Origin of the sequence: Pacificibacter marinus (assembly GCF_018860665.1) — a bacterium.
Lineage (GTDB): Bacteria > Pseudomonadota > Alphaproteobacteria > Rhodobacterales > Rhodobacteraceae > Celeribacter > Celeribacter marinus_A.
On the sequence record NZ_JAHKPK010000028.1, the window covers coordinates 162,320 to 186,982 of the forward strand.

General features: G+C 53.5%; 22 protein-coding genes. 9 read left to right on the forward strand and 13 right to left on the reverse strand.

Going from position 1 to position 24,663, the window contains the following annotated elements; genetic code table 11:
* The 5 genes from KO497_RS09750 to dctP form a co-directional block, all read right to left on the reverse strand.
* On the reverse strand, positions 1-514 hold a 514-nt coding region (locus tag KO497_RS09750; protein WP_215943776.1), incomplete at its 3' end, for a 5-deoxy-glucuronate isomerase.
* A gap of 39 nt (positions 515-553) precedes the next feature.
* The gene (locus tag KO497_RS09755) at positions 554-1,795 is read right to left on the reverse strand and encodes an AGE family epimerase/isomerase (protein WP_215943777.1); all 1,242 of its coding nucleotides are present in this window, start codon (positions 1,793-1,795) and stop codon (positions 554-556) included.
* Entirely contained in the window at positions 1,792-3,561 is a 1,770-nt protein-coding gene (locus KO497_RS09760; protein WP_215943778.1) for a DUF2264 domain-containing protein, read from the reverse strand. The genes KO497_RS09755 and KO497_RS09760 overlap by 4 nt, the downstream gene beginning before the upstream one ends.
* A gap of 7 nt (positions 3,562-3,568) precedes the next feature.
* A complete protein-coding gene (locus tag KO497_RS09765) occupies positions 3,569-5,524 on the reverse strand; it encodes a TRAP transporter large permease (RefSeq protein WP_215943779.1) in 1,956 nt (651 codons plus the stop codon).
* A 56-nt stretch (positions 5,525-5,580) separates the two neighbouring features.
* Positions 5,581-6,570, reverse strand: a complete 990-nt coding sequence (dctP, locus tag KO497_RS09770; protein ID WP_215943780.1) for a TRAP transporter substrate-binding protein DctP — start codon at positions 6,568-6,570, stop codon at positions 5,581-5,583.
* A gap of 211 nt (positions 6,571-6,781) precedes the next feature.
* On the opposite strand from dctP, the gene KO497_RS09775 reads away from it, so the two are divergent.
* Positions 6,782-7,972, forward strand: a complete 1,191-nt coding sequence (locus KO497_RS09775; RefSeq protein WP_215943781.1) for a glycoside hydrolase family 88 protein — start codon at positions 6,782-6,784, stop codon at positions 7,970-7,972.
* Between the two features lie 93 nt (positions 7,973-8,065).
* Positions 8,066-9,088 carry a LacI family DNA-binding transcriptional regulator gene (locus KO497_RS09780; protein WP_215943782.1) on the forward strand — a complete coding sequence of 341 codons (1,023 nt, stop codon included), beginning with the start codon at positions 8,066-8,068 and terminating at the stop codon, positions 9,086-9,088.
* A gap of 582 nt (positions 9,089-9,670) precedes the next feature.
* Here KO497_RS09780 and KO497_RS09785 read toward each other — a convergent pair.
* Genes KO497_RS09785 through KO497_RS09815 form a run of 7 tightly spaced genes read right to left on the reverse strand, consistent with a single transcriptional unit; the run spans position 9,671 to position 16,594 of the window.
* Entirely contained in the window at positions 9,671-10,642 is a 972-nt protein-coding gene (locus KO497_RS09785) for an isopenicillin N synthase family dioxygenase (protein ID WP_215943783.1), read from the reverse strand.
* Between the two features lie 53 nt (positions 10,643-10,695).
* Positions 10,696-11,112, reverse strand: a complete 417-nt coding sequence (locus KO497_RS09790) for an ester cyclase (protein ID WP_215943784.1) — start codon at positions 11,110-11,112, stop codon at positions 10,696-10,698.
* An 11-nt stretch (positions 11,113-11,123) separates the two neighbouring features.
* The gene (locus tag KO497_RS09795) at positions 11,124-12,563 is read right to left on the reverse strand and encodes an aromatic ring-hydroxylating oxygenase subunit alpha (RefSeq protein ID WP_215943785.1); all 1,440 of its coding nucleotides are present in this window, start codon (positions 12,561-12,563) and stop codon (positions 11,124-11,126) included.
* 36 nt (positions 12,564-12,599) lie between these two features.
* Entirely contained in the window at positions 12,600-13,172 is a 573-nt protein-coding gene (locus KO497_RS09800) for an aromatic-ring-hydroxylating dioxygenase subunit beta (protein ID WP_215943786.1), read from the reverse strand.
* Positions 13,172-14,755 carry an ABC transporter permease gene (locus KO497_RS09805; protein WP_252729602.1) on the reverse strand — a complete coding sequence of 528 codons (1,584 nt, stop codon included), beginning with the start codon at positions 14,753-14,755 and terminating at the stop codon, positions 13,172-13,174. The genes KO497_RS09800 and KO497_RS09805 overlap by 1 nt, the downstream gene beginning before the upstream one ends.
* The gene (locus tag KO497_RS09810; RefSeq protein WP_215943787.1) at positions 14,752-15,594 is read right to left on the reverse strand and encodes an ABC transporter ATP-binding protein; all 843 of its coding nucleotides are present in this window, start codon (positions 15,592-15,594) and stop codon (positions 14,752-14,754) included. The genes KO497_RS09805 and KO497_RS09810 overlap by 4 nt, the downstream gene beginning before the upstream one ends.
* Before the next feature lie 4 nt (positions 15,595-15,598).
* On the reverse strand, positions 15,599-16,594 hold the full coding sequence (locus tag KO497_RS09815) for an ABC transporter substrate-binding protein (protein WP_215943788.1): 996 nt from the start codon (positions 16,592-16,594) through the stop codon (positions 15,599-15,601).
* Positions 16,595-17,176: 582 nt separating this feature from the next.
* Between KO497_RS09815 and KO497_RS09820 the strand changes: the two genes are divergently transcribed.
* The 7 genes from KO497_RS09820 to KO497_RS09850 all read left to right on the forward strand — a co-directional run bounded on the left by KO497_RS09820 (position 17,177) and on the right by KO497_RS09850 (position 23,436).
* Positions 17,177-18,121 carry a LysR family transcriptional regulator gene (locus KO497_RS09820; RefSeq protein WP_215943789.1) on the forward strand — a complete coding sequence of 315 codons (945 nt, stop codon included), beginning with the start codon at positions 17,177-17,179 and terminating at the stop codon, positions 18,119-18,121.
* The gene (locus KO497_RS09825) at positions 18,111-19,037 is read left to right on the forward strand and encodes a LysR family transcriptional regulator (RefSeq protein ID WP_215943790.1); all 927 of its coding nucleotides are present in this window, start codon (positions 18,111-18,113) and stop codon (positions 19,035-19,037) included. The genes KO497_RS09820 and KO497_RS09825 overlap by 11 nt, the downstream gene beginning before the upstream one ends.
* A gap of 91 nt (positions 19,038-19,128) precedes the next feature.
* The gene (locus tag KO497_RS09830; RefSeq protein WP_215943791.1) at positions 19,129-19,524 is read left to right on the forward strand and encodes a RidA family protein; all 396 of its coding nucleotides are present in this window, start codon (positions 19,129-19,131) and stop codon (positions 19,522-19,524) included.
* Positions 19,521-20,336 (forward strand): creatininase family protein, encoded by an 816-nt coding sequence (locus KO497_RS09835; protein WP_215943792.1) that lies wholly within the window; start codon positions 19,521-19,523, stop codon positions 20,334-20,336. The genes KO497_RS09830 and KO497_RS09835 overlap by 4 nt, the downstream gene beginning before the upstream one ends.
* Positions 20,333-21,634: a cytosine deaminase gene (locus KO497_RS09840; protein WP_354668105.1), complete on the forward strand. Its 1,302-nt coding sequence runs from the start codon at positions 20,333-20,335 to the stop codon at positions 21,632-21,634. Before KO497_RS09835 ends, KO497_RS09840 begins: the two co-directional genes overlap by 4 nt.
* Positions 21,631-23,031 carry an FAD-binding oxidoreductase gene (locus KO497_RS09845; protein WP_215943793.1) on the forward strand — a complete coding sequence of 467 codons (1,401 nt, stop codon included), beginning with the start codon at positions 21,631-21,633 and terminating at the stop codon, positions 23,029-23,031. Before KO497_RS09840 ends, KO497_RS09845 begins: the two co-directional genes overlap by 4 nt.
* A gap of 90 nt (positions 23,032-23,121) precedes the next feature.
* Positions 23,122-23,436, forward strand: coding sequence for a 2Fe-2S iron-sulfur cluster-binding protein (locus tag KO497_RS09850; protein ID WP_215943794.1), 315 nt, complete (start codon positions 23,122-23,124; stop codon positions 23,434-23,436).
* Positions 23,437-23,442: 6 nt separating this feature from the next.
* Here the strand turns inward: KO497_RS09850 and KO497_RS09855 are convergent, their stop codons facing one another.
* Positions 23,443-24,120 carry a hypothetical protein gene (locus tag KO497_RS09855; RefSeq protein WP_215943795.1) on the reverse strand — a complete coding sequence of 226 codons (678 nt, stop codon included), beginning with the start codon at positions 24,118-24,120 and terminating at the stop codon, positions 23,443-23,445.
* Positions 24,121-24,663 lie beyond the last annotated feature (543 nt).

The following is a 24,663-nucleotide window of genomic DNA, read 5'->3' on the forward strand; positions in this document are numbered from 1 at the left end:
AGCTTTCCATCACCAGCGGGTGAATGAACATCATGATGGTGCGTTTGTTCGACGTTGCCGCCTCGCCCATTTCGACCTTTTTCGCCTCTTCAACGGTGACAAGACGCGACGTGTAAGTCTGATGCGCGGGGCAAGAGGTGATGTAGAACCGCCCCTGCCCTGAAAACGTCACAGGCCCCGTGCCCATGCCCAAATACAAAACATCGCCTTTGTTCATCGCATATGTTTCGCCGTTCGCCTCCACCGTGCCAGCCTCGCCGATATTGACGATGCCCATTTCGCGGCGCTCTAAAAAGGTCGCTGTGCGGGTCTCATCAACCTTATCCAACGTCAAAGACCCGCCGTTTGGCACAGCGCCGCCAACCGTAAAGCGGTCGTAATGGGTGTAAACCAAACGAATTTCGCCATCGGCAAACATCCCTTCGGCCAAAAAATTATCGCGCAAGGCTTGCGTGTCCATGCCTTTGGCGTGATCGGGATGAATGGCGTGGCGGGTTTCGACGTTAAGGGTCATTTTAAGTTCCTCTTTAAACATGAGCAGCCGTTGAGCGGCTTACCGTTGGAATGTGGATATGCGTGAAAGGGCGGGCACAGGCGGGAAAAGGCCCGCTTGGATCGAATGATAGATGTCTGGCTTGCCAAGGAACTGACGCGACACAGGGCGGCCATCATCCCCCAACTCAGGGAACCAACCGCCCCGTTCATAATCAATCAGATAACGGTCGGCAAACGCCCAAAGCGCGCGGTAATGCGTTTCATTTTCCGCATTCGGAGCGTATTTTTGCAGCGCTGCAAGCGCGCCGATGGCTTCTGTCACAGGCCACCAATATCTGTCGGCCACAGAAACCTTACCGTCTTTGAGTGTGTAAACAAGACCGCCATCTGGGCGGATCGCATCGCTCAGCGCTTGATGGATCACACGGCTGGCCTTTGCGGGGATGCTACCGTCTGCGCGCCCCGTCAAATCCCAATATTGCAACAACAACCGGCCAAGTTCGACACTATGCCCCGGAGTGGTCCCCGCAGGGCGGAACATTGGATTGCCAGCGTAAGTGGTGTCCACCTGCCAGTCTTGAGTGAAATGTTCTGGCAAGCGCCATCCGTGCGCCGGAGCAAGCTCATCAAAGAAGAACCCCAAAATCCGTCCTGCGCGATCCAAATAGGCGGTCTCGCCTGTGGCTTCAAACGCCGCAAGATGCGCCTCGACGTTGTGCATATTGGCGTTCAGGCCCCGATAGGTGGAAAACGGCGTCCAATCCGCGCGAAATTCATCGGCGAAACGACCATGGGCTTCTTCCCAAAACTTGCTTTGCAAGACATCAGTCACATCGGCAAGCAACCGATCAGCATCACTATGCCCCGCGTCTTTTGCTGTCGAGGCGGCCAGCAATACAAACCCGTGGCCATAGGCCAGTTTCGTGTCATCGGCCACTGTACCGTCATGGTTTACGGCAGCGAAATACCCGCCGTTTTTGGTGTCTCGATGGGTGTTCCATAAAAAGGCCATCCCTGCATCAATCACATCATCGCAATCCGCATAGCCAAACTGTTTGGCCAGCGCAAAAGAATGCACCATCCGCGTTGTCGTGTGCAGCTCTTGCGGTCCGCCAAGCAAGGGGGCCCCTGCAAGATCCGGCACATCAAATCCACCATCACCGCGCAGCATGGGGCGGAAAAAATCGAGTTGGCGCTGCACATCATCGCGCAGGAACTCTTGATGAATTGGGTCGTTTATCCACTGGCCGCTGAACGCATGGTTCCCGATGGCCTGTTGTGTTTGTGTTGTCTTGGTCATTGTTTGGTCACACCTGTTGATTGATCTTGCTGCCCGAGCGAGACGTAGCAAGCAAACCAGCATACCCCAATAGGCGATAGCCCCAAAAGTTGTGGCACCGCGACTTTGGGCGTCAAAAGAGAGAGATTTGCAGCGGGTATATGAACCCGAGACTGACGTGCGCCGTTCAGATCGTAAATTTCGCCCCCATCGGGACAGATCGCACGATGGCTGTCATCCCACTTTGCGACACGATGCGGCAAAGAACAGCTCCGCGCAGAGGCGAAACCACCTTCGATAAAGCGCAGATCAACCGCGCTGCGTATACGGTGCAGTCGAACATGCCCCGCAGCAGTGAACCGCAACCAACTATCGATCACCACATCATCAAAGGGGCGCCACCGCACCCGCAGACCATTGGCATCAACTCGAAGCGTTTGGCTGTTCTGGCGTATTTTCCAAGGCCGCCCAGCAACATCAACCGCCATGGACCCATCCAGTGCTGCCGTGTCAAACTGCGCATCACGGGCCTCGACACAAGGGGGGGCCGCTGTGGAATAGCTGAATTTCGAATACTTCTCGGCCCCGTGACGGAACATCGGCGCATCCTGTCCCCCCGACAGAACAGTCACCTCATCACCGCAATTGCGCAGGACGAATCGCGGGCCTTTCTGGACCTGCGGCGCGTCAAACTTGGGCAAGGGCAGTTCTTTGGCCAACCAAAAGGGATGATCCTCAGGCATAGCCAAAACCAAAAACGCCTTCATCGCCCAATAAGGTGATCCGGGTGAATTGTAGTCTTCGGCCATATGCGGGTTGGCATAGCCAAACCCCACCGACAAAACACCATCACGATCTGCAATCGGTCGATTGGCCCACCAACGCAAATTACGCAGCACGATTCCCTTAAGCACGCCCCAAGGCAGCACAGGGTCAGGATCAGCCAAGGCGTAAGCGCCAAAAAATGCTGTCATAGCAAAGCGGTAGGTCATGGAGCGACCAAAAGGCAAGCCACGCCCAGTATCATCAAACCACTGTGCAAATTGCGGGGCAAAGGCACGTGCGCGGGCCAAGTGATCGCCTTTATCTGTAGAGGGCGCAAATTTATGCAACAATAATCCATACACATGAAAGGCAAAGCCGACGTAGTGATCCACACGGTTGCCATCCCCGTCCCGATACCAACCCTCACCAAGGTACATTTGGTTCAATGCCGCGCGATTATCGTCGCCACTGTCAACAGCAGGCCCATCGCCAGTTGCACGCAAGCCCGCATCAATCAGCAGACGAAAAAACAGCCAATTGTTGGGAGAAAACTGTCGTTTGGTTGCGCCCATGAGATAAGCGCGCACACGGATTTTGGCCTCAGGAGTGAGTGGATCCCACAGATCGGCCTTCGCAGCAAACAGCGCAAAACCGACAGCGGCCAATTCAACAAGACGTTGATCAACCTCGCCCAGATCGCCCCAATATTCGGGGTGGTCAGGATTGGTGCCGTTGTCCAAACCTGTCCTATAGGGCTGCCAATCTGTCGTGGTGTCACCACCAGCACTGGCGGCGGCTATTGCCCAAAGGGGGCGCGCGAACCCTTCCAGTTCGGCCGCGCCATGATCGAAAATAGCACCTGTAGGCGACAATTGCACACGGGCACACCCCGTTGAGCGATAGGCATCCAAAGGCGCCAACAGTCGCTCCATCACCGCTATCAGATCAGCGCGCGCATTAAGCGGCTGGCCATGCAGCGGGTTGAACCGCAGATAGGGTGCAAGTGCAGGATCTGACGTCATTTCAGCCTTACAATCCAAAGAGCCGCGGGATGGCAAGGCTGATCGCTGGCACAAATGTAATCAGCAACAGGCCGGCCGTTTGCAAAGCAAAGATTGGCAAAAGCGGCCCTATGACTTTGGCGATGGGTTCACCGCTGATCGAACACGACACAAACAACACCGTGCCAACAGGCGGGGTTACAAGGCCAAGCGCAAGGTTGTAAATCAGGATCACACCGAAATGCACAGGATCGACGCCTAGTGCGGTGACAATCGGGTAAAAGATTGGTGTGAAAATCAACATCGCAGGTGACATATCCATGAACACGCCGACGATTAGCAAGATGACGTTGATCATCAACAAAATCACGATCTTGTTGTCACTGACAGAGGTCATCAAAACACGGACGGTTTCGGGAATGGACGCATAGGTCATTGACCAGCTCATCATGGTTGACGCCGCAATGAGGAACAAAATAGAGCCCGTCACCACCGATGTATCACGCAAGATTTCGAGCAGACCGCGTGGGGTCAACCCTTTATAAATCAACGCCAAAAGCAGACTGTAGACCACAGCGATGCCCGACCCTTCGATGGCGGTAAATGCGCCACCAAGAATACCGGCAATCACGATCACAACAAGCAGCAGGCTCGGCGCTGCGCGCAAGAACAATCCAAAGGCTTCTGACCGCGTAGGGCGCGTGCTTTCAGCCTCGTAGCCATTCTTTTTGGCGTACCAATAGGCAACAAGCATCACGGACAGGCCCATAATCAAGCCGGGCAAATACCCTGCCATGAACAGCGCAATAATCGACGCACTGCCGCCTGTGATGAGAGAGTAAACGATCAACGCACCGGATGGCGGGATCAACATACCTGATGGCGCAGACGCGGCATTCACAGCCGTGGTCATCGCCATGTTATAGCCCTTTTCGCGGGCAACGGGGTTGATGATGCCTCCAATCGCTGTGGCCGATGCGATGCCAGACCCTGACAACGTACCAAACAACATATTGGCCAAGACATTGGTTTGCCACAGGCTGCCTGGAATGCGGCCACCAATCAGCATCGCAAAGTCAATCAACCGCCGCGCAAGGCCAGTTGCGTTCATAATATTACCCGCAAGAATGAAAAACGGCAGTGCTAGAAAGCCGAAGCTGTCCAACCCGTTGAACATTGTCTCCCCCACGGTGGGCATCATGATCTCTAAATCGATTTGCAGACCAAGGGTCAAAACCCCCGCAAAGGCCAAACCAATGGCAATAGGGCTACCAATGACAAGAAACACCGCAAATGTTGTGAACAGCACAATCGTGGACGTCAATTCCAGAGCATTGCGGACGTTGCCCGCCATCCAATCGGATTGCCACAGGGTCACAACACCTGCGCCGAGCAAGAACACGATGCCGCTGGCCACCAAAAGGTTAAAGATTGTCGCGCCAGTACGGGGTGTTGGGGCTTGCGGGTCTACAGGCAGCAGATCCATCAATCGCAGAATCCGTATAATTTCAGCGCAGATGATCATGATGCCGCAGAGTATCAAAACCGATTGCAACCAGCCCATCGGGATTTGGGTCATCGGGGTACGCATACGGCTATTGGCCATAAAGCTGATCGCCCCGCCCCACACCAGAATGGCACCAAATATCAAAGACAGCTCAGCGTTGATAAGTTTCAAAACACGCTGGGGGCGCGGTGGCAGAATATCAACCAGCAAAGGCAGGCTCATATGCCGCGCGTTCAAAAAACAATATCCCGCCGCGATCATGCCGAGCCAAATCAGGGAAAATCGTAGGAATTCTTCTGAATAAACGCTTGGGGTGGACAGGATGTAGCGCGACACCACTTGCCACGTTATGGCGACGACCATCAGTGCCAACAGTATGGCGAGAAACAAGCCGATCGTACGCTCTATGAGCCGACCCCATTTGATAACGGTTGGCGTGCGTAAAGCCGCCGATGCTGTAAATGTCTCGTCCGCCATGTCGGCCCCTCCCAAGGAAACAACCCCGCCAACAGTTCATTGGCGGGGTAAGGTGTTTAGAAGTCGCGGTTTTCGATGGCAAAGATCGCTTCGATCAAACCACGTTTTGCGTCATCTGCACGGGCATCTTCATACATCGGATGAACCGCTGCAATAAAGGGTGCCGTGTCGACCTCGATCACTTGAACGCCCATTTCATCAACGGCTTTTTGCAGGTCTGCAGCTTCGCTAGCGTCTGAGAATTCAATTGATTTCAAGCTGATGGCTTCGAATTCTTCGCGCACGATTTCAAGATCGGCAGGATCAACACTGTCGTTAAAACGCTTGGAAGTAACCACAAAGTCAGTCAGGCGTGTCTGGTTTGTCAAAAGCGCGTATTTCGCAACTTCGCCAAATTGCGCCACGTAAAGACCGGCAAGACCGCCCTCAGCCCCATCAACGATTCCCTGCTGGAGACCTGCGTAGAGTTCACCAAACGGCAAAGGCGTAGGAACAGCGCCGAACAAAGACAGCATTTCCATGTAGGTTGGGCTGGCGATAGCGCGCAGTTTCATGCCTTGGATGTCTTCAAAGCTTTCAACCGGCGTTGTGGTGTAAATTGAGCGGAACCCAGAAGAAATAAAACCAAGCGGCACAACATTGTGCTCCGCTGTCGCGTCAAACAATGCGCTTTGCACTTCTGGTGCTGTCATCACTTGTGCGTATTCTTCAGATGAACGGAAAACATACGGCAAATTCATAACGCCAACCGCAGGGGCAACATTTTCAAGCGTACCTGAGTTCACGAGGCCCGCATCGATAACGCCGCGCTGGACTTGCTGGAAATACTGCGCTTGCTCGCCCAGCACACCATCGTTGAACATGCGGAAATCCACACGGCCTTCGGTACGCTCTGAAACGGCAGCGGCAAATTCTGCCAACAACTGACCTGCGGTGCTAACCTCGGAAACGTTCGTTGCCAGTCGGTAGGTCTCAGCCATCGCACTGGACGACATCAGCGACACAGCAACGGCGCTGACCGTTAATAAACGTGAAAAAGTATTCATGATATTTCCTCCAAAAACGGCGCCACTCACGAAACTTTCCAAGTCCCCGGCGGCAACCTCCCATGTCCTCTGATCAAAATCGCAAAACTCTCCAAGCCCTTGCGCCCTATCAGTGCAAACCTACCTAAACGCCGTTAAAGCATTCGTCAAGAAACTTTCGTACTTGACGAAACATTCGACCTGCGAATATTCTGAGCAAGGAGGAAAACACATGACAGCCACGCAAAAGACATCCTACTTTTCAGATAACGCCGAAGGGCGACCGGACGGGAAACCAGAATATCACGCCGCCCTTTCGCGCTGCGTTCAACGTTTGCGCGACGTCTTGCCTGTGGCAGGTCTGCGCAATCCCAAAATCGGACGCAACGACAACAGCTGGGCGTGGTGTGACGGGCCAGACTGGGTCATGGGGTTTCTCTCAGGGGAATTATGGCTCGCCTATCAACTGACAGGTGACACAACGTTTTCCGCCGCCGCACAGGCACGACGTGGCGGGTTTCGTCAAATGCTTGATGATCGCAAAGCCCGCGATCATGATCTAGGGTTCGTGTTTTCCCTATCTTCCGTGGCGGAATGGCAATTGACTGGCAACGAAACGGCGCGCGCCATGGGCATCGAAGCCGCCCGCGCTCTTGTTGCCCGTTTCCACGATGACGGCCAATATATTCAAGCATGGAATCCCGTCGGTCCACACGATCGTGAGCAAGCGAAATTCGCCAACGGCCGTATGATTGCCGATACAATTCAAAACCTTGCGCTGCTGCATTGGGCGCACCGCGAAACAGGTGTAACTGATTTCCGTGAGGTTGCAGACCTGCACGAGGCAACCTCCTTGCGCCATCTTGTCCGCGATGACGACACGACATTTCACACCTTTATCTTTGACCCCGCCACAGGGGAACCCTTGCGCGGGGAAACCCACCAAGGCTACGCAGATGCGTCTTGTTGGGCCCGCGGGCAAGCGTGGCTCATTCACGGTTTTGCCAATAATTACCGTGTGACAGGCAACCCTACATCACTCGATGCGGCAATCAGGCTTGCAACCAAATTCGAAGATCTTCTGGGCGATAGCGCCGTCCCCGTTTGGGACTTTGCCCTGCCTGCAGACGGATCACACCCTGTAGACAGTTCGGCTGCGGCAGTCACAGCGGCGGGCGTGCTTATGCTTGCGCAACTTTTACCAGCCCAAGACGCTGCGCGATGGACGGCATTCGGGTATCGCTTGCTGGATGGGTTGCTCGAAACTTGCGACATCACAGCCGTTGCAGATGCGCAGGGTTTTCTCGCGCATGGCGCAGGGCATGTGCCCGCTGGTCGCGAAGACGCAATGCTTCCCTATGGAGATTACTACTTCATGGAAGCGCTCATGCGGGCACAAGGTCACACAGCATTCTTTTGGTAACATGCCGACGAAAGTTTCGTTTGCATCCCAATGTGCGCACCTGATACCAAAACAGGACTTGCTCAACAGCTGCGCACAAGGAACTTTATCGCCGTGAATACGCCCCGCAAATCTGGTCCCACCCTGAAAGACATCGCACAGGCTGCAGGCGTCTCGGTTGCTGCGGTATCAAAGGTTCTGAACAACCGCGAAGGTGTGGGCGAAACGACGCGGATGCACATCCTGAAAACGATCGACGATCTTGGGTATAATGGCCGTGCGGGACGCGAAACAAGCGTCGGCACGGCGACCCTGCTAACCCTTGAAAAATACGTCGAAAACGATGCCTTTTATGGTGAAATTCTGGAAGCCATCACATCGACCAGCGGGTCCGCAGGCATCGAAATCGGTCTCGAGGTTCATCGCAGTACAGATGACATTGCACAGGCCATTCGAACTGGACATGTTAACGGCCCTCTTTTGCTCTTGGGGATAGATCATCCAGACAACGTTGATGCCGTCATCGCGCGCGCCCTGCCCGCCGTGATCGTCAACGGCATGGACCGCACCATGCGCCTGACCAGCGTTTCACCAGATTATCACTTCGGCGCTTGGGTCGCGACACGACATCTTTTAACACTTGGGCATCGGCACATCCTGCACGTCACCCACCCCTATCGTGAAACAATTCGGCGCAGAATTGACGGGTTTCGCAATGCCCTTGAAGAAGTCGGCATCCACTTTGACCCCCAGCAGCACATTATTGATCTTGGGTCACCAGAGCATATTTCTTTAGCTGCGCGTGACATTGTGCTTGAGAGATTAAAGCAAGGTGATTTGCCGACCGCGTTGTTCTGCATGAATGACATGGTTGCTTTGGGGGCCATGCAAGCCGTTCAAAGTATGGGCCTATCTGTTCCCGATGACATTTCAATCATCGGTTTTGATGGTCTGCCACTTGGTCGCTATGCAACGCCCGCACTCACCTCAGTACAGACCAATCGCGCCTCACTGGGAAGTATAGGCGTAGCACTTTTAGTGGAGCGCATGACGCAGACATCTGCCGCAGTGCAACGCGTTACAACAGGCGGCGACCTGCTTATCCGCCGCTCAACGGCGACCCGTCGCGAAGAATAACCGCCTGAATCGGACATTCTGACACTGCAAATAGGTGCCACCCAACAAGCGATGCAGGCCATTATCGACCTCTTTCCACATTACGGACAGGCCCACAGGTGACATTACGCCGCTCATAGCCGCACTCGCTGCTACCATAGCCGCGGCGGGTTCGGTCTTGCCCCGTTTGAGTTCCGGTCTTTTTTCGACGCTGAAAAAATGGGGTCGACAGCACCAGCATAACGAGTTGACGTCAGGCCCCACGAGGAAGTCGAAAAGGAGAATGCATGCCTTGGCAAATAAGTCCGGCTGATGCGCAAGGAGAGGGAGCGATATTCCAATATATCAACGGGTTCTACAATCCATGACGGTGGCATTCGTCGTTAGATCACAAAAGCCCCTTGGCCGTTGAACGAAGGGCTGCGTTATGGATGAATATCCAACTTTGCGACGCTACAGCCCCACGTCAAACGAATCATGACTGTCAGTTTCGGATGTCTCGCGTCGGGCAATCCAGCCACATCCGCGTTACCTACAAAAACGCCCCACACCTGTAAGAAGCGCGGAGCGTTGTTCTTCGTTTTTCTAGAACCAATGTTAGCCCTAAGTTTTTTCCAACTCATGAGAGGCACGGATTTTCGACATGATGTAATCGCCTGCTGACACAGAATCGTATTTTGCAGGCACATCGTCGGACACACAGCTTGGCAAAGCTGATACGTTTGTATCACCTGCAGGCCCCGTAAAGGCGACCATCGACAGACGCCGCGTAGACCCCGTCAAGTCCCGCCGAGGGTTGGACACGCGGTGCAAGGTGGAGCGCCAGCGATCGTTCGTCCAACGCGACAACAGATCGCCAACATTGATGACAAAAGTATCTGGAATGACCTTGGCCTCATGCCATTCGCCATCAAGCCCCATGACCTCAAGCCCGCCAGGCGCCGCATCTTGGCGCAAAATGGTGATCGCACCATAGTCATGGTGTTCGCCATAGCGCAGCTGACCGGGCAGCGGATCAACGTCTTGGTCAGGATAATTCACAAACCGCAAGGTCAATGATGGATCGGCATACATCGGCGCAAAGTAATCTTCAGGCAAATCAAGCGCCAAAGCCGACATCCGCATCAAAGCGTCGTTCAACTTCAGAATGGCCGTTGTGTACTCTGTCACCAGCCCCGCGAATTCCTTGGGCGTGTCGGGGTAATAATTGGCCTTATGCCCCTCTTCGCCCTCATGATGTGGCGCGCCAAACACCAATGCCTCACACAAATCTGGCGGCGTTTCCCCTTTCAGGGTTTTGGCAACGCTTTCCATTCCCATCGGTAAATAGCCACGGCTTTTGGCGGCCTCAGGCGGGGAATAGGCCATTTTCGCATCGAACGGCGTTTCGAAAAACGCGGTTGCAGCCGCGTAAAGCCCACCTGTTAGATCCTCTGGCACGCCATGCCCCTTAATGACAGCAAAGCCGACGCTTTCAAAAGCCTCTGCAAAGGCGCGCGCAACCTTTGCTTTGCCTTCGGGCGTCCCTTCAAGAAAAGGCGCTATATCGACGATAGGAAGTGTGAACTCGGCCATATCGGTCTCCATTCTAAAGAAAAATTGTCTAGGTGTCGTAACCCTTATGAGCGTTAGCCAATGGTGAGCACGCCCAATTGGTCGTAAACGCTCATGCCGTCCCACATGGATGTGCATTCCACGATAAGGTCGTTTTCGATGCGCAGAATATCCATACCCGCCATAGTGATACGCTTATTGGTTGCGGCAACATCGCCATAAGGTCCGAAGTGATAACCAGACGTTTGCCAATGCAACACCACTTTGTCATCTTCTGCGATCAGCGCCAGAATTTCGGTTTTAACATCATTGAACGCGCCCCAATAACGGGCCACATCGTCGTGAATCGCATCGATCGCACTGCTGTCAAAATCGGTGATCTCAACCTTGGCCTCAGGGCTCCAGTAACGATCGATAGAGGTCTTATCGCCTTTTTCCCAAAGCTCAGTATGATAAGCGCGCACAAGGGCTTTGTTGCTGTCAGTTGTCATATTCGTCGTCCTTATTTTACGTCTTCTGCAACTGCCGCAGCAGCCGATTCCGCTTTGAGTTTCTGTGCTTTCATGAATTTACTGTCTTCGATCCGCGCGCGGCGGATCGTTGTCGGAATGGGCTTTGCCATGATGCGTTTCCATTCCTGCATATAATGACGAATAGGCGCTTCTGACGCGAGATCCCCTGTGGCCAAACCATACTCATCGACCACATCGCCTGCATCATCGCCGCGACTGACATCAACCCATTCTTCTTCGATGGTTTGCAGGCCTTCTTGCACCCGCTCGAACATTTCGAAATCGTCGGGAATACCGAAAGACATGAAATCTTCATCCACACGCATACGCATCAGATTCACTTCCTCAGGCGTATCATCCGCCATCACGAGATAGTAATTCATCAAGGTTTCACCGGCAGAAATCGGTTCAGGCACAACGATCTGGTTGCCCACAAAAATCAAGTTCGGGAAGATGTTTAAATTGACCATATTACCGGTCATCAGATCCCATGTTTCACGCGGAATATCCCCGCCACGCTCTTTCAAAGAGGCCTCAAGATCCTCGCGCGTTGGCAGTGGTCGCATGGTGGACCATGGACCATCAGGAATGCCGGGGCGCTGATCAACAACACAATGCCCGTGACCAAGAGTATAGCCCACCATCGGCGACACGGCTGGATTGCGCGACAAGATCGTATCGGTTTCGGCCTCTTTACCCAGCAGGTTATAGGACCGGTGCGCGAACGTGGCATGAATACCGTCGGCTGCATTGTCCCAAGCCATTTTCCAGTTGGCTTTATAGCTCTGTTTGATTGGTGCTTTAAGCACACGGATGCTGCCACTTGGGTGGCGGTCGATATGTTCATCCAGCCATAGTTTTGCTGGCCCAAGCCATTCATCAAGCGGCATAGGTTCGGCCGCCAAGGTGCCAAAGACAAACCCGCGATGCGAGACAACTTTGATCTGCCCTAAATCAAAAGGCCGCTCATATAGTTTGCTGTAACTATCCGCCACAGGCAGGCTTTGCAGATGGCCATCAAGGTCGAATGCCCAGCCATGATAGGGACAGGTAAAGCGCTTGGCGCAGCCTTCTTCTTCGCCCACCAATGTGGTGCCACGGTGACTGCAACGATTCAGCAAGCCACGGATTTCGCCTTTGCGCGTGCGGACCAAAATGATCTGGCGCTTGCCCAATCGTTTGCGCACGAAATCACCCGGCTCGGGCACTTCGGATTCATGGCCGATAAAGCACCACGTCGCGCCAAAAATACGATCCATTTCGATGTTGAACAGATCGGGATCTGTGTATACGCGGCGATGCACCACATCTTTACGGATAAGGTGCTCGACCTCGTCAGTTAAATCAGGGCCACGTGCGACCACTGCGTCAGGGCGCAAGCTGTCGGAAATATCGCGTTCAAGATTGGTTTCAGGGTCATTTTTATTCATATTCTCACCCATAGTGTGTCTCCCGTTTCTCAGTCATCAAAGGATCCAGCCCAGATGGGGCATTCCTGCGGAAATGGCGGGGCAAAGCATGATTTTGCGCACAATCTGCCACCCATCATCAGTACGGCGCAGACGGTGAATTTGCCGTCCTGCCAAAACAGTCACTTTGCCGGTACGTTCGTGCGTGATGCTGATCGCGCTGGTGGCGATCACATCTGTATCGCTGTCAGGCAAGGGCCATGCCTCGACCCCGCCAACCATGCGCACGATTTGAGCATAGGGCACCAGCGCCCAAGCCGATGTGTCATGCATCCGCCACACCCGCTCGCGCAGACGGCGATGGTCATCCATGATAAGACCTTGATCACGGGCAGGATGGTGGCCTTGGTGCAACGGCACCCAAAACGCCGCATCCTCGGCCCATAGATCATACCAAGTATCAAATTGGCGGCGATCCAGCAGGCGCGCCTCGCCAATCAAAGTCGCCGTGACCTCAGCCGCCAATGCGCCATCAAACACGACAGGCGCCGTGTCAAGAAAAGCCACATCCGCGACAAGACTCTCGTAAAGGGCAAGCGTCTTGGAAAGGCCGAAAGGTTGGTCAGTCATTATATCACCTGTTCAGGAGCAAAGTGGGAAAGAACGCGCCGTTCAAGCATTGCGACCAGCGCGTAACCTGCAACGGAAACGAGTGTAAGAATGGTCACGCAGCTCCACAACATATTGTAATTGCTTGTCGAATTGGTCAGGGCCATAAGATTGCCAATGCCCGTTCCTGTGGCGAGCCATTCCGCAACAGTCGCCGCCAAAACCGCCATAGGCACAGCCATGCGTGCGGCCGCGAACAAAGACGGCAACATCGCAGGCACCCGCGCCAAAAACAGCTGCGTCAAAGGTGGCGCACGGAAACTGTCAAAGTAGTCAATCACCTGGCCAGGTGTCTGACGCAACCCATGCAGACAGGACACAAGCGTGGGGAAAAAGATCATGATCGCCACGATCCCCAGCATCCCCAACTGCCCGCGCCCCAAAGCCAGCACCAACAATGGCGCAGTCGCCACAATCGGAATGGATCGCAAAGCAATCGCCACAGGGGACGCGATTTTCTCTACCGCCGGCAACATGCAGAAAATTGCGGCCAAAACGGCACCAAGGCCAAGACCTGCAAAATATCCCAAAACGGTGGTGCCCATCGTTTCACGCAAAGCTGCGAACAATTCGCTGCGATGTGCAGCAGCCTGTGAACCCGCGACCAGATAGGCCCAAACATCACCGGGCCGTTTGGCAAAAAAGCGCGATAGATCAAGACCATCCATGGAAATCTTCCACAACAGCAAGATTACAACGCAAGACAAGGTCGGCGCGGCGACAGCCATGAACAGTTTTTTCCACAGCACCTTTGGCGCTTTGGACGCGGGCGAGACCAAAAGCGATGGCGGCGCACCAATTGACAACAGCTGCCCCGCCCAACCGACCACAGCATATCCGATGATCGCCACCGCAGAGGCAATCGTGGCCAAAGCCCAAGTGCCATCCACATCAAGACTGCGCATGGCTTGGATGCTCAAAACACCAATACCGCGATCTGCACCGGTAAATTCACCGACAATTGCGCCCAAAAACGCCGCAGGTGCCGCAATTTTTAAACTGGCGATCAGATAGGGAAGACTGGCACGCGCGCGTACCACGGTCATCGCGGTCAGACGACCACGACCATAACTTGCAATCAAATCCAACCAACTCGGCGGCACCGCACGCAGCCCCACCACCAGTGGCACAAATGTGGTGTAATACACTGACAAAGCCGCCAATGTGATCTGAGGCCCCCATCCGGGGCCATAAATCACACGCAAAATCGGTCCTGTCGCAACAAGTGGCAAACAGAATACGACCAAAGCAATCGCTTGCGCCAAGCGTTCGATGGGGGGAAGGGTCACGACCAGAACGGCCAAAACAATCGCCGCAAGATTGCCAAGAATAAACCCGAGCAAGGCTTCGGATACAGTTGCGCTCAAAGCGCGACTATAGAGTGGCAGGTCTTCGATGATACGCATCACAATCGCCGTCGGCGGCGAAAGAATATAGAGTTGGCCAAAAGCAAAGCGCGCCAAGAGTTCCCAAGCGATCAACAGACCGGCAAATCCTGCATAGGTCCGCATTTGCTCGGTCAACAAAACCTGTTGCCGTATCATGCCCGCGCCTCCAGACGTGAGGCGTCATCTTCGGGTTCATCAATGATCCCCAACGCAGTATTGATCTGCGTCACAAGAGCAAGAAACTTTGGACTTGTCAGATGCGAGGCCCGTCGCGGGCGCTCTATATCAATCGCGATATCCGCACTCACACGTGCGGGCCGGTGGCTCATCACGATCACGCGGTCCGACAGTAAAACCGCCTCTGTCACGGAATGGGTCACAAGCAGAGTCGTCGTGCCCTGCCCTTCCCAAACGCGTGGTAATTCAAGATTCAATCGGCGACGGGTCATTTCATCAACAGCGCCAAAGGGTTCATCCAGCAACAAAAGGCGAGCATCCGTCGCCAAACAGCGCGCGATGGCACAGCGTTGACGCATCCCGCCCGACAATTCGGCGGGGCGTTTGTTTTCAAATCCGTCAAGCCCGACGAGCGATAAAAGATGCTGCACTTTTTCAGGGTCTTTGGGCAGCCCCGCCAAACGACGGGCCAGCGCGACGTTGGACGCCGCCGTGCGCCACGGCAACAATGACGGATCTTGAAACGCAACAGACAAACGCCCCTTGCGTGCAACAACATGCGGCTCTTCGCCACCGATACGGATGGCGCCAGATGTGGGGGTTTCCAACCCTGCAACCATCCGCAACAATGTTGATTTTCCACAGCCCGAAGGCCCGACAAGCGCAGTGGTCGTCCCCGGTTCAAGTGTAAGTTCTACGTCACTTACGGCCTGAACAGACGAGTCACCATATCCAAAGACTTTATTCACAGCCCATGCTTCAACTTTGGGCGGCCCTATCTCAGATACGGGCGTTTGATCAATGCGCTTGTCGGTCATCAGCTTACTCGTAGATTTCTTCGAGAATGGAACGATCCCAAAGATCGGCTGAGACCTCGCGCCCGAGCAGCCCCAAAGTGGCGATATTGTCGGCAACCGTTTCGTCGGTGAACCAACCGAAACCGAATTCTTCGGTCAACGGTGACACCATCAAATCGACCTGCTTTGCGGCCTGAACTTTTTGCGTTTCCAGATCGAGCCCCAGATCAGGGAATTTCGCCACGACAAGATCGGCTGCTTTATCTGTATCCGCAAAATAGGCATTCCAACCGGCGATCTCGCCCGCCATAAGCGCCACGATTTCTTCACGTTGATTTTCCAACGCATCTTCGGTGACAATGTATGTTTGGCTGTGCACCGCATAACCGTGATCCGCCAAAAGCATTGTAACATTGTCAACGCCAGCCATTGTCATCGCAATCGGCAAATCTGTCAGCCAGCACAGCAAGCAATCGACTTGTCCATTCACCAACGGCGCAGGGTCGTATTGCGTTGGCACGATCTCAATTTCATTAATATCGACATCGTTCAGCGCACATAGTGCCGCCAAAATTGGCGTGTTCGCAACAGCCATACCAATTTTCTTACCAACCAGATCAGCAGGCGAATTGACCGGGTTTCCAGGCAGGGACGCGATGGCGAAAGGATTTTTTTGCATGGCAACGGCAATGATTTTAAAGGTCGCGCCTTCTGCCACAGCAGCCGAAGCGTAATCTGCCGCAGTGATCCCTAACAAAGATGTACCCGCCATAACAGAAGGTTCGACCGGCGCATTCGGTCCGCCTGACAACAGGCTGACATCCAACCCTTTTTCCGCCCAAACGCCGTTTTCTTCTGCAAGATAAGAACCACCGAACTGAACAGACGGCAGCCATGACAATTGGAAATTAACGGCTGAGCTTGTTTGTGCCGATGCAAAACGCGCAGGCGCAACCAATGACGCGGCACCACCTGCCAAAAGGCCCAAGGTCGCACGGCGTGTAATAGGTGGGAATTTCATTTGAACTTTCCTTCCTGTTGGCCGGCGAGCAGTTCGGATCTGTCGTGCCGGCGAGTTTATGTCACAATCGATATCGACGGAGCGGCACAGTTGGCGTTTCAACCTCAGAACCTCTGCCCACCCACCGCCATCTTTGCGATCGGTGTAAAATTGATATGAGGCGAGAAAACAAAACGACAGCACCATTTTACGGACAGCGTGAACGCAAAAAGAGAGCACTGCACAATATTTAAACAACAGGGTCGCCGACGCACATTTACGCGACGCCCTCAGTCTGGCCGCACGGTTGCGCCCCATCGCCAATCAGGAAAAAAATCTTAAAGACGCGGCAAAACTTGCTAAATCGGTGAATTTTGTGCAAAAATTCGCAAAATCGCACATTAGTTAAGCGGTATATGAGGCAGTTCGATCCGTGGCGTTTCGGACATATGGTTCAATACATACTCAATATATGCCGTCTTCTATAGTAACCCCAATCACTATGCACAAAGGACGAGCAATTTAGCGTTGCTATTTATCTACCAGTAAACTTCTGCCAGACTACCGATAAATACATGTGCCCTAACGCCAGCAAAGGTTCCAATGCTTCATTCACGATTATTGCGATACCTCGACATGGTCGCGCGGACGGGCTCTATTCGGCGGGCAGCCGAGCGCCTCAACATTTCTGCATCCTCGATCAATCGGCAAATTCTTGCACTCGAAGAAGAAATGGGCACGCCGATTTTCGAACGGCTCCCCAAGACGCTACGACTGACAGCCGTAGGAGAGGTCTTGATCGAACATATTCGCGAAACGCTAAAAGAACACAGCAAAACACAGGACCATATTGAACGATTGCGCGGCAATCATGGTGGCGTCGCGCATGTTTTTGCCACAGAAGGGCTGGCAAATGGAGTTTTGTTGCCGATCTTAGCAGAGATACGAGACAATCACCCAAGCATATCAATCGACCTCACAATCGCGACAGCCGACGTTGTGTCGCAAAAGATGGTCTCAGGCGAAGCTGATATCGCCATCGCGCAATACCTTCCTGATCACCCGACGATCAATGTGACCGCACGTTTTACCAGCCCTGTAGGGGCGGTTTTTGCCAGTGACCACCCCATCGCACATCACGCATCAAAACGTCTGGCGGATTACCTAGATCACGGGATCGTTTTTCCCGATGCTTCGCAACGCCTCCATCGCCCGATTGCTGACCAGTTGGCGCGGGCGGGCCTTGACTTTAAGCCGCATCATTCTTCGAACTCTGTCAGCAATCTCATTGAAATGGCGCGCCATCACGGGGCGATCGCCATTCTTCCCCTTATAGATGTGATAGAAGACCTGCGGCGGCGCACATTGGTGTTCGCGCCTTTGTCGGCCATTATGCTTCATGCTGAAATAAGCCTCGCAAGGCATGAACGCGGAACCACCAATTCAGCCATTAACATTCTTGAAATAGAGATCCGCAACGCACTGCGTGATATTGAATCTCAAGGCAGCGACACAGGATCAAAGCGGAGTATTGGCCTTGACATCTAAACTAGATCTTAGGCACCTGCGTGTGCTGCAAGTCTTGCTTCATGAAAGCAATGTCTCACGCGCGGCTGTCAAACTGGGCCTAAGCCAGCCCGCCATCAGCGCAACGCTGCGCCAGTTGCGCGATACGTTCAACGACCCGTTGTTGGTGCGGTCAGGTGCCGCCATGGTCCGTACAGAGCGCGCGAATGATATATCGATGGCCGTCGACCGCATTCTAACCGATATCGATCTTTTGCTATCTCCCCCTGGTGAATTCGACCCTGCCACATCAGATCGCACAATTCGCATCGTCGCTTACTTCGGCCTTGGGTCTCTTTTAATTCCATCGTTGATTCAGGCCATAAACACGGCGTCCCCCAAATCACGCATCGAAATCATCCAGCCAGGCACGCCAGAGCAAATCAAACAGCAGCTTCATGACGGAGATATTGATCTGGTTATTTCAAGCCGTCAGGATCCTTACCCTAATCTACGGTTTGCCCCATTGGTCGAGTCAGACATTGCCTGCGTCGTTGCCAATTCTCATGAAAAGGCGGGGCAAAACCATCTGACATTGGATGAATATCTGACGCTTGACCACATTTCACCAAGTGCCGCGGCCGTCGTTGCGGGAACACCGATTGACGGGCAGCTGCTTCAACTTGGCAAATCTAGAAACGTGGTCGCAACCGTGCCCGAATTTGCCCTTGCCCGTCAGATTGTCCCACAATCCAATCTGGTTTTAACCACAGCTCGCCCCTTTGCCGAAGAAATGGCAGCAACGCTATCTGTCACTGTTTTAGAGGCCCCACCAGAGCTTGGTTTGATGAGTGCATGGTTATTCTGGCACGAAAAATCCCATCACTCTCCCTTTGGCCATTGGTTGCGCCAAACCGTGCGGCAAGTCGCGCACAAGACACTTCGCATGCCATCATAAGCTCAAGACCATACCCGCTATAACGTCGGCTGTCTTTCGCAATCTCAGGTGCGCGTGTTTACTGGAACCGAACCGCAACCGGAGATCACGCATGCATAAAGCGCTAACGCCAACAGACCTACCCGCCCCTTTCGCGCGATACTCTCACGGGATAGAAGTGACCAATCCCGCGCGCTGGGTCTGGTGTTCAGGCCAACTTGGCATGGATGCGACAGGGCATATCCCCGAAGATACAAAAGCGCAGGCCGCACTCTGTTTTGAAAACGCTGCAAAAATCCTAGCCGCAGCAGACATGTCACTCAACGACGTGGTGCGTGTGAACGCCTATGTCACAGATCGCGCCCATATGGCCCCCTACATGGAAGCCCGCGATGCATTCTTTACCGGACAACCACCAGCGTCCACATTGATGATCGTCGGTGGATTTACCCGCCCTGAATTCACAGTCGAAGTCGAAATCGTCGCAGCGCAACAGGTGCAAAAATGACAGCACGGCGCATTTGGTGGGAAGAATTTTCCACCCGAGATTTCGACACCATAGATCCAAAGAACACCATCGCGATGTTGCCCATTGCCGCAACGGAACAACACGGACCGCATTTGCCACTTTGCACCGATACAGCGCTGACCAAAGGCATGATCGATACGGTCGCAAAAGACCTGCCCGCCCATGTTGATCTACGCGTCCTTCCCATTCAAAGGGTTGGAAAATCTGACGAACATCTCTTTGCACGTGGCACGTTAAGTTTTGATGCAAAGGCCCTGATCGACACATGGACAGCGCTTGGCCACGCGGTTGCACGTACAGGTATTCGCAAGTTGATCATCATGAATTCACATGGCGGGAATGAAGACATCATGGGGATTATCGCGCGTGCCTTGCGTGTTCAACATGGTCTCCTTGTCGCCAAAACCAGTTGGTTACGCTTTGGGCATCCAGAAAATCTTTATGACAATCACGAACTTAAACACGGTATTCACGGTGGCGATATCGAGACATCTTTAATGCTGCACTTTCGCCCCGATCTGGTTGATATGAAACAAGCAGAAAACTTTGTGTCCCAAAATGCAAAAATCGCCCAATCGAACACCTATTTAAACGCCACAGGCCCCCATGGGTTTGGCTGGATCGCCTCAGATTTACATCCCTCGGGCGCCATCGGAAACGCTGCAGCTGCCAGTGCGGACAAAGGTGCCGCAAGTGCAAATTGGGCTGCCAAAGGGTTTACGGCACTTTTGCAAGATATGATCCAAACCGATCCTGATGACATCTTTTCACCGCAAGAGGCCTGCCTGTGACCCATTCCAATGACCTCATGACGTTCACCAATGCGCGTGTGCATGAAACACATCTTTCACAGCCTTTGGGTGTGGCGGATGATGGCGGGTTTCACCGCGTCAATGTCACCCTGCAGGGCAATAAAATCAGTGATGTAACAGCAGCAGACCACACCATTGAGGGCACAAAAACAGATCTGGCGGGGCGTATTCTCACCCCCAGCTTTGTCGATTGTCACACCCATTTGGACAAGGGTCACATTTGGTCCCGTCAACCAAACCCTGATGGTAGCTTCGGCGGAGCCCTATCGGCTGTTGCGCAAGACACTGCGGCAAACTGGTCCGCAGATGATCTGAAATTGCGCATGGATTTTGCCCTACGCTGTGCCTATGCGCATGGCACAAGCGCCCTGCGTACGCATATCGACTCGCAAGCCCCCCAAGCGGCAATCTCATGGCCCGTTTTTGAAGACTTGCGTGACACTTGGGCTGAGCGCATCACGTTACAAGCGGTCTGTTTGGTCGGGATCGAAGCAGTTCGTGACACAATGTTTTTCAACACGCTTGCCAAACGCGTTCAGGTCGCTGGCGGTGTGCTTGGCGCCGTCACCTATATGGTGCCAGATATCAAGGACTTGATTGATCAGGTGTTTGTGACAGCTAAAGACCTAGGACTTGATCTTGATTTTCATGCTGACGAAACAGGCGATCCCGATGCCGTGTCTTTGCATCTGATTGCACAGGCTGCCTTGCGCCACGAATTCTCGGGTCGTATCAACGTCGGCCATTGCTGCTCGCTCGCGCGCCAACCTGATGACACAGCTTTGGGCACTCTTGATCTTGTTGCAAAGGCAGGCCTATCGATCACGACCTTGCCGATGTGCAACCTTTACTTGCAAGACCGCCGCCATGACGGAACCACCCCGCGCTGGCGTGGCGTGACTTTGGTTCACGAGATGACATCACGCGGCATTAATGTTGCCATCGCCTCAGACAACACCCGCGATCCGTTTTACGCATACGGCGATCTCGACATGATGGAAGTGTACCGCATGGCAACGCGGATTTTACATCTGGACCATCCTGTCGGTCAGTGGCCAGCAACTATGACGACAGCCCCTGCCAATCTGATGGGAATTGCCCCTCCGACCATCGCAATAGGTGCCCCCGCAGATTTGATCCAATTTCGTGCGCGCAGTTGGACCGAACTTTTGTCGCGCCCGCAAAGCGACCGGATCGTCCTGCGCGGCGGCAAACAGATAGACACCACCCTTCCCGATTACAGCGACCTCGACGCACTCATGGAGTCCTCAAAATGAACATTGAATCCCTAAAGGCCGATCTCGCCGGACTAAACATCATCGACAGCCCAAATTTAGTACGTCTGAAAAGCCGCGATGCGTTCTATTTCTCTCCGATTTTGAAACCGGAACTGGACCATGTGATCGCCGACCTCGTCGTCATACCTGACACGGAAGAGGACATCCTGAAAACCATCCGCGCCTGTTTTGCTCATGATGTGCCCATCACCGTGCGCGGTGGTGGCACTGGTAATTATGGTCAAGCGATGCCCTTGTCTGGCGGCGTTGTTCTGGACCTGACCGCCTTAACAGAGATCCGCGAAATTGCGCCCGGCCGCGTTGTCGCCCAAGCTGGCGCCATTGTGTCCCAGATCGATAAAGCGACCCGCGCCCATTCCATGCAAGAATTGCGCATGCATCCCTCGACCGCGCATACAGCCACGATTGGCGGATTTGTGGCAGGCGGGTCCTCAGGTATCGGATCGATCCAATGGGGCGGTTTGCGCGATCCGGGCAATATCATCCGCCTGCGCATCATCACGATGGAAGCAGAGCCCCGCATCATCAATTTACACGGCGATGATTTGCAAAAAGTAGCCCATGCTTACGGGACCAATGGCATCATCACAGAAGTCGAGATGCCGCTGACCACCGCCTATGATTGGGTCGATATGATCGTGGAATTCGACGATTTTATTGAAGCAACAAAATACGCCAATGATTTGGGCAGCCAAGATGGAATTTTGACGAAACTGATTTCTGTCATCGCCGCACCTATCCCCTTTCAAACGTTCAAACGCCATCAAAAATTCATGACTGAGGGCAAACATGTCGTTCTGCTCATGGCGGCCCCACATGCGATGATGCCCCTTCTGGCCTTCACCGCGCATTATCCCGCACAGATCGCTTTTCGCAGTGACGAGGTTGAAGACCTTAAAGGCATACCAGCGGTCTTTGAGCTTAGCTGGAACCACACCACGTTGCGCGCGATGAAAGTCGCACCGGGCATGACCTATATCCAGTCGCTTTACCCCTACCCCAATCAAGTAGATCTGGTCGCCAAGACCTTTGAAATGTTTGGTGATGAAGTCCCTCACCATCTTGAATTCTTGCGTTTTGACGGCAATGTCACCTGCTTTGGCCTGTCTATGGTGCGCTATTCCACCGATGCGCGCCTGAATGAAATTATGCGCCAACATGATGAGGCGGGTGTGCCTGTGTTCAACCCGCACCGCTACACTTTGGAAGAAGGCGGGATGAAACAGACCGATGAATTGCAGCTCGCGTTCAAGAAAGAGACCGATCCAAAGGGGTTGTTGAACCCCGGAAAAATGGTCGCTTGGGATGATCCCGATTTCGATTACAGCGATGATAAAGTTTACCTCTATCCCGGCATCAAAAAAGCGACGAGCTGACCCATCGAGACCATTGATGCACGCATCATGTTTGAGCACTCAACATTCCCCCAGTTTGCGACGCAAACTTGACCAACAAGCAGGCATAAGATGAAAGTTACATTCCAAATCCAAGACGATAGCAAAACAGTGACGGCTCTCCCCGGTCAATCGGTGATGGAAGTCGCTTTGGCCAATAACATCAGCGGCATTGCCGCCGAATGTGGCGGCGGCGCAATTTGCGGCACATGCCATGTCAAAATTTGCGAAAAATGGCAGGACGCTGTCGGACCTGCTGAAGATTTTGAAGAAGACCTATTGGACTGTCTTCCCGATTTTAGCAGCGCCTCACGTCTCGCTTGTCAGGTTTTGCTCACGTTCGAATTGGATGGCCTTGAAGTGAACGTCCCACAGGCTGAGCAATAAATGACCTTACCCAAAAGGGTATAAATCCAGAAAATAGACCATTGCAGGAACGGGCGCGACCGCGATCGCCAAAGTCAGCGCCGTAGGTTTTGTGGCATAAAGCCCGCTGAAACCAGCAATCAAAGCCAGCCCCCCTCCGCCACCGATGATCGCATTTCCCGGAAGGTTCAAAAGCAGACCTAAGACAACGTACTTATATCGGATCACCGCCGTTGGAACCCACTTCGGCAGCCGCGCCTGCAAAAAATCCTGCCGTTCTTCTCCATTCAGTGGTGTAATTTCATCGATGAGAGCGCTCATGCCGGTCAAACGTAGTTCCGTTGCAATCTGCTTGAACACAGCGCAATCAACCCGACGCCCCACAAAATAGGCCAATGACAGACCGAATAACGTTCCGCTATAGACAAACGGTGCAAGCGCGCCGCCCTCGAGCATCATCAGGGAAATTCCGATTTCGGCCCCCGGCACAAAGGGAACGGCCATCAGTAAAACATAGACCAGCAAGAGAGCGCCGAGCACACCAATGCGCACTCCTGCGGCGTTTTCCAAGTCGTCGATTTTCGCCATCAGCCAACCAACAGCGAGATGGGTCAGCCAGATCAATAAGACAAAAATGGCGATCCGCAGGACTATTCGAAACGCTGGATGCCCATCGCGCCTCGTTTCGCGGTCAAGCTTGCCCAAGGGGCGCTCCTTTGCTGCGATCCGGCGTATGAGCTCTCAGCACGGCTGATACAGAGCATAACGACCTCGGAAAAATAGCGGGATGTTGTATTTGCATCTAAAAACTCCTGCCCATCAGATTGGACCTCAAATCGCATATGTGCCAGACATTTGTGCGCGACATCGCGTGAAGGTGAACTGCACTGAGGCTTTCACAAAGCTGCTTTTCAGTCCGTGCGATATCCAATTTACCCTGCGTGATGTTGACCTGTCGCTATGGTTCCCGATTGTGAAATCCGATCTGGATGGACATTTGGGGGTTAGGAAACGACCTTGAATTCCTCGGAATAGGTGAAACATCCCGTCTATGTACAAGCACGCGCAAATGGCACAACCTTGATGACAAGTTCGTCAACTCTCGCATCGGCGGTATCTTTGACACCCGTATTTATGCGAGACAGTCCAATACCTACACGGCTTTGCGCCTCAATGAAACGGATCATAACATGGCAAACCTCGAACACAGTTTTTTGACCGGCTTGGATACGGTGAACCTGTGCGTGG

What these genes read in the sequence shown, in the direction of transcription:
- KO497_RS09830 (WP_215943791.1), top strand. Translation starts at nt 19,129, where the DNA reads ATGCATAAAGCGCTAACGCCAACAGACCTACCCGCCCCTTTCGCGCGA.
- KO497_RS09785 (WP_215943783.1), bottom strand. Translation starts at nt 10,642, where the DNA reads ATGGCCGAGTTCACACTTCCTATCGTCGATATAGCGCCTTTTCTTGAA.
- KO497_RS09850 (WP_215943794.1), top strand. Translation starts at nt 23,122, where the DNA reads ATGAAAGTTACATTCCAAATCCAAGACGATAGCAAAACAGTGACGGCT.
- KO497_RS09805 (WP_252729602.1), bottom strand. Translation starts at nt 14,755, where the DNA reads ATGATACGGCAACAGGTTTTGTTGACCGAGCAAATGCGGACCTATGCA.
- KO497_RS09800 (WP_215943786.1), bottom strand. Translation starts at nt 13,172, where the DNA reads ATGACTGACCAACCTTTCGGCCTTTCCAAGACGCTTGCCCTTTACGAG.
- KO497_RS09820 (WP_215943789.1), top strand. Translation starts at nt 17,177, where the DNA reads ATGCTTCATTCACGATTATTGCGATACCTCGACATGGTCGCGCGGACG.
- KO497_RS09765 (WP_215943779.1), bottom strand. Translation starts at nt 5,524, where the DNA reads ATGGCGGACGAGACATTTACAGCATCGGCGGCTTTACGCACGCCAACC.
- KO497_RS09795 (WP_215943785.1), bottom strand. Translation starts at nt 12,563, where the DNA reads ATGAATAAAAATGACCCTGAAACCAATCTTGAACGCGATATTTCCGAC.
- KO497_RS09790 (WP_215943784.1), bottom strand. Translation starts at nt 11,112, where the DNA reads ATGACAACTGACAGCAACAAAGCCCTTGTGCGCGCTTATCATACTGAG.
- KO497_RS09845 (WP_215943793.1), top strand. Translation starts at nt 21,631, where the DNA reads ATGAACATTGAATCCCTAAAGGCCGATCTCGCCGGACTAAACATCATC.
- KO497_RS09760 (WP_215943778.1), bottom strand. Translation starts at nt 3,561, where the DNA reads ATGACGTCAGATCCTGCACTTGCACCCTATCTGCGGTTCAACCCGCTG.
- KO497_RS09835 (WP_215943792.1), top strand. Translation starts at nt 19,521, where the DNA reads ATGACAGCACGGCGCATTTGGTGGGAAGAATTTTCCACCCGAGATTTC.
- dctP (WP_215943780.1), bottom strand. Translation starts at nt 6,570, where the DNA reads ATGAATACTTTTTCACGTTTATTAACGGTCAGCGCCGTTGCTGTGTCG.
- KO497_RS09810 (WP_215943787.1), bottom strand. Translation starts at nt 15,594, where the DNA reads ATGACCGACAAGCGCATTGATCAAACGCCCGTATCTGAGATAGGGCCG.
- KO497_RS09755 (WP_215943777.1), bottom strand. Translation starts at nt 1,795, where the DNA reads ATGACCAAGACAACACAAACACAACAGGCCATCGGGAACCATGCGTTC.
- KO497_RS09815 (WP_215943788.1), bottom strand. Translation starts at nt 16,594, where the DNA reads ATGAAATTCCCACCTATTACACGCCGTGCGACCTTGGGCCTTTTGGCA.
- KO497_RS09775 (WP_215943781.1), top strand. Translation starts at nt 6,782, where the DNA reads ATGACAGCCACGCAAAAGACATCCTACTTTTCAGATAACGCCGAAGGG.